The organism is Sphingomonas sp., from assembly GCF_048595155.1.
GTDB lineage: Bacteria > Pseudomonadota > Alphaproteobacteria > Sphingomonadales > Sphingomonadaceae > Sphingomonas_I.
On sequence record NZ_JBMDXN010000080.1, the window covers coordinates 1 to 5,010 of the forward strand.

5 protein-coding genes are annotated in these 5,010 nt (G+C 67.7%); 2 read left to right on the forward strand and 3 right to left on the reverse strand.

All coding sequences use genetic code 11. The annotated features are described in order from the left end of the window. Together ACOJSI_RS12955 and ACOJSI_RS12960 are read left to right on the forward strand one after the other, a co-directional pair. On the forward strand, positions 1-1,003 hold a 1,003-nt coding region (locus ACOJSI_RS12955; protein ID WP_420138711.1), incomplete at its 5' end, for a class I tRNA ligase family protein. 103 nt (positions 1,004-1,106) lie between these two features. Continuing rightward, entirely contained in the window at positions 1,107-1,526 is a 420-nt protein-coding gene (locus ACOJSI_RS12960; RefSeq protein WP_420138712.1) for a GNAT family acetyltransferase, read from the forward strand. Positions 1,527-1,629: 103 nt separating this feature from the next. Here the strand turns inward: ACOJSI_RS12960 and ACOJSI_RS12965 are convergent, their stop codons facing one another. The 3 genes from ACOJSI_RS12965 to ACOJSI_RS12975 all read right to left on the reverse strand — a co-directional run. Then, positions 1,630-2,007, reverse strand: a complete 378-nt coding sequence (locus ACOJSI_RS12965; protein ID WP_420138713.1) for a YdbL family protein — start codon at positions 2,005-2,007, stop codon at positions 1,630-1,632. Continuing rightward, a complete protein-coding gene (locus ACOJSI_RS12970) occupies positions 2,004-2,186 on the reverse strand; it encodes a YnbE family lipoprotein (RefSeq protein ID WP_420138714.1) in 183 nt (60 codons plus the stop codon). The genes ACOJSI_RS12965 and ACOJSI_RS12970 overlap by 4 nt, the downstream gene beginning before the upstream one ends. 47 nt (positions 2,187-2,233) lie before the next feature. Continuing rightward, the coding region (locus tag ACOJSI_RS12975) for an intermembrane phospholipid transport protein YdbH family protein (protein ID WP_420138715.1) at positions 2,234-5,010 on the reverse strand (2,777 nt) is incomplete at its 5' end.

Below are 5,010 nucleotides of genomic sequence, written 5' to 3' on the forward strand. Positions count from 1 at the left end.
CGGATCGACCACGCTGGAGCCGCCCAAGGCCGATCTCGCCATCAACCGCTGGATCATCGCCCAGACCGTCAAGACCATCCAGTCCCTCGATCTCGCCCTCGCCGACCTCCGCTTCGACGAAGCCGCCAACACCATCTACCACTTCACCTGGGCCAGCTTCTGCGACTGGTACCTGGAGCTGATCAAGCCTGTCCTCTCCCCCCTCCCGCTTGCGGGAGGGGTCGGGGGAGGGGAGTCCGACCAGGCCACATTCTCGACCCTAGGCGAGGAGGCCAACCCCACCCGCGGGCAGAACGAAAGCCCCGCCGCCGTCGAAACCCGCGCCGTCGTCGGCTGGGTCCTCGATCAGATCCTGGTCATGCTCCACCCCTTCATGCCCTTCATCACCGAAGAGCTGTGGCACGCGCTCGCCGATCGCCCGGACGATCTGATCGTCGGCCATTGGCCGATGGCGGATGCCCGCGCGATCGATCCCGCCGCCTCGGCCGAGGTCGAATGGCTGATCAAGCTCGTCAGCGAGATCCGCGCCGCCCGCAGCGAGCTGAACGTGCCGCCCAGCGCACGACTCAACGTCCTCGCGCATGAAGCAGATGAGGAAACACGAGAGCGCTTCCGGCGAAACGGGCCTGCTATTTCGAGAATGGCGCGCTTAGACGTTGCGGCCTTCACGATGAGCGGCTTGGTCGTCGATCTAAAGACGGCGACGACCCTGCCTTATGATGCGTCGGTATGGCCCAAAGCCAATATGCTGCAAGTGACGATCGACGGCGCAACCTACATGCTGCCGGTGGGCGATGTGTTGGATCTCGCCGCCGAACGCGCCCGCCTCGCCAAGGGGGCCGAAGCCGCCGAGAAGGAACGCGACAGCCTCGCCGGCCGCCTCAAGAACCCCGCCTTCGTCGAAAAGGCCAAGCCCGAGGCCGTCGCGAAGGCCCGCGAGGATCACGACGCCAAGGCCGCCGAAGCCGATCGCCTCCGCGCGGCCCTGGCCCGGCTGGGATGACGCGCTCCCGCCGTCATCCCGGCGAAAGCCGGGATCCCGCTGCCTTTACCGCGCGAGAAGAAGCGGGATCCCCGCGTCCGCGGGGATGACGGAAGTGCGCCCAATGGCTAAAATCGCGCCCCTCGCCCCCGACGAAACCGAACAGGCGATCGACCTGTGGGACGAAGCCAACCTGCTCCAGCCCTGGAACGATCCCCGCGCCGACATCGCTGCCGCGCTCGCCTGCCCCAGCTCGACCATCCTCGCCGCGCGCGACGGCGGCCGCATCGTCGGCACCGCCATGATCGGCTATGACGGCCATCGCGGCTGGTTCTATTATCTCGCCGTCGCCCGCAGCCATCGCGGCACCGGCCTCGGCCGCGCGATCGTCACCGCCGCCGAGCAATGGTTGGTTGGGCAGGGCGCCTCCACCATCCGCCTGATGATCCGCGCCGAAAACGAACAGGTCGCCGGCTTCTACCGCGCGCTCGGCTACGAGCAGGGCAATCTCATCGTGATGGGAAAAAGGTTCGGCCAGGGCTAACCTTCAACCGTCATCGCGAGGCGCGTCAGCGCCGTGGCGATCCAGGCCCGCACTGGATTCCTTCGCTACGCTCGCAATGACGAAGCGAGGGCTCGGCGATCCGTCAGCCGCCGCATTGGCTAGGCAGGGTGATCGGGGCATTGCCCTTCACCGCCCACGCGCCGCCGACATTATAGGCCCGGCCCGGCTTCAGCTTGGCCAGCGTGTTGCAGCCGACCGACACCGCGAACGCCTCGATCGGCACGTTCTTGGCCTGCGCGACCTGGGTATAGCCCTGGCGGCGCTTGATGTTGATCGCGTCCACCTCGGCCTTCAGCGCGGGCGAGGGCGGGCGGGCAAAACCCAGATAGCCGTCGGCCTGTTCGCCGACCGCGCCCGACGCCAGCGCGGCATCGACCGCCGCGCTCTGCGCGAGCGCAGGGGCCGCCAGCAACGACAGGCTGGTGAGAGCGGCGGTGAGGAAGTGGCGGTGCTTGGTCATTTCGGGAACAGATCCGGGTTGGAAGCGATGAAGTCGCTGGCATCCTGCTTCAGGCTGACGACGACTTCCTGCTTCACGTTGATGTTCAGGTTGATCTCGATCGGCTTATCGGGGGCCTTTACTGTAACGCAGCCCGACAGGATCAGGCCAACGCCAACAACAAGAGGCCACCGATTCATCGACCATGGGCTCGCACCAGAACGATGCATCGTCAAGCATGGGCTATTCATCGCACGACTCCGCTTGCGGGGGGCTGAATATTCGGTTCAGCGTCGGTTGGCTTGGGGGATGGCGGCACCTGCGTCAGCAGCAGCCGCGGGTCGATATAGGAACGCGCGGACCCGACCAGCCCGCGGAACGGCGCCCGGATGGCGATATTGAAGCGGAACGGCAGGTTGCGGATCAGGCGCGTGACCAGGCTCTGTTCGGGTGTCGCCTCGCGGATGCCGGTGAAGCGCACTAGGCTCACCATCTCGCCGTCCAGCCTCCCGTCCAACGTGATGTCCAGCGAGGAGTAACGGATCGCCTTCAGCGCGTCGAAGGCCAGCTTGCCCATCATGCCCAGCTGGGCGTTGGTGAGCTCGCCGACATAGGCGATGGTCCCGCCGCCCCGCGCGACGATCTGCCCCTTCTCGATGCGCCCCCCGGCTTGGTCGAACACCATCGGCAGCTCGCCATCGAAGGTTCCCGTGGCGGAGATGTTGGGAAAGTCCAGCTGCTGCACGAACGCCGCCGCATCCAGCCCGCGAATGCGGAACGTCAGCCTGCGCTCCGCCCCGCCAAACGCCACGGTCGCCGGATCCAGGCTCAGATTGCCGCCCGCAAACGGCCAGTCGGCTGCGTTGATCTGGACGCGGTTGTCGCCAATCAGCTGGTAACGCACCACTCCGTTGGTCACCGCGACACCCGGATTGATCTCGGCGACGGTCGCCTCCTGGTCCGGCGCGGTCACCAGGCCCAGCAGATCGGTGAAGTGGATCTTGCCCTTCAGCCCCACCACCGGGCCGAACGCCGCGGCAAAGTCGGCGCGATCGGTGGCGAAATCGCCGCTGCTGGTGACACCCTGACTGTTCCAGTCGATCCGCCCATTACCGAAAACGGTGCCCGCGACGTTGGCGATCACGCCTAGCGTCAACGGGGTGATCTGTTCCGGCTGCAGGCCCTTGGGCACGAAGGTGATGCCGGGCACATCGAGCGTGGCGTGGCCGGTGCCGCTCGACAGGTCATGGGTCAATGCAACCCGCGTCACCTCCGCCCGGCTCTTCGGCTCCCGCAGCGTTGCGTTGGCCGTGATGATGCCGCCGTCCAGCCCCAGGGTAGCGTCGTCGGTCGCGAGCGGGCGAAAGCGCGGGGCCAGCGTCTCGGCATCGCTGACGTTGAGCATGCCGGCCAGCTTCAGTCGGCCATCGGCGAGCGTCCATTCGCCCTGCGCATCAGCCAGGTTCAGCGGCACGTTCGCGATCGCACCGCTCGTCCCGGCAAAGCGCCCGCCGACGCGGCCGTTGCGGATCGTGCCGCCCAGCGTGTCGATGGCGAGGTGCGTCTGTTGGCCCGCGCGCCCGAGCGTCGCATCGACATTGCGCGCGGCCAGGCCGGAATTGCTGAAGTTCGTCTGGGTGGCGCTCAGCGTCACCGGCGCGCCGTCGCGAGTTCGGCCTATCAGGCGAAGCGGGCCAGTGCGCGCATGAATCTGCACCGCGCCACCCGCACTGCGCTGGACGATCGGCTCTCCGCACACCGGCAGGCGCGCTGCATCGAAGGTGAAGGAGGTGAGCTGCAGCTGCTGGAAGCTGATGATGTGACAGCCCGGATCGAGCGTCAGTGCGCCTGCCGCGGAAGCGGTGCCGCGCACCGGGAGGGTCAGTGCGCGCACCGACCCACCGCTGAACGGCCCGTCCAGTGTCAGCGACGTTCCGAACCGCGCCATTTGCCCATCCCACGCAAATTGGACCGGTGTCGCCGTCAGCTGCGCTGCGCCCGCCCGATAAGACTGGATCACCGCCTCGCCCGTCAGCGGTGCGCCCGCTTTGGTCTGGCGGAGGCGCAGCGCGAGCGTTGGCAGGTCCCCGCCCGATGTCGTGATATTGGCGTCGCTGTGCAGCCCGGCGGCGGTCCAGCTGAGCCCGCCCCGTTCGATCGCCTCCAGTCGTGCGCCATTCTCGCCCAGCAGCGTCACGCGATGCAGCCGCACCTCGATCGGCTTGCCTGTCCTGCCGAGAAGATCGAGATCGAGTGTGGCGTCGCTACGCCGAAGCAATCGTGCTGCGGCGGCGACAGCGCGGGTCACGGCAGGGCCGGCGGGCGTGCCGTCGGCGCTGCCGGAGAGCGCGGCAATCCGCTTCACGAGCGCGGGGGCGGAAAGCGACTTGAGGTTAAGCCGACCCGTCGCGCCGAAGCCGGTGGACGACCGCGAACCGGTGATGGCGCCGTCCATCGAGCTGATCTCGACCGACTGAAGGCGACCGCCGAAGCCTGCAACATTGGCGTCCAACGTAAGCCGTTCCAACGCTGCATCGGCCGTCAGCGCGATCTGCGCCGCGCCTTGCCCCAGTTGGATTTTCTGCCCGGGGCAGCTGACACCGCTGGTGCGCACCGGGCCTTGCAGTGAGGGTTTACCGGCCCGCGTGGCGATCTTCAGCACGGCCGCGACATCGTTCGCGGCGCAGCCGCCGGCGGTGAGCGCAAGGGATGCGATCCGTGCGTCGCCGGCGAAGGTCCGCGCTGGATTGCCATCCCCCGCGATCGCCAGGCTCAGCGCGCCGATGGGCGTTTCCAACGCAACTTCCGTGTCGGCAAGGGAGACCGCGATGTCCGGCAAACCTGCCTTGCCGGTGGACTTGGGCAGCAGTCGATCGAGCGCGCCGAGATGCACGCCCTGCCCATCATAGGCGCCGCGCAGACGCACGCCGTCGACGCTGACCCGCCGCACAAACGGCCCGCTCAGGCCGTAGCCAAGATCGACGTCGATCCGCCGCGCGATGAGATCGGGGGCTGCCGGATCGC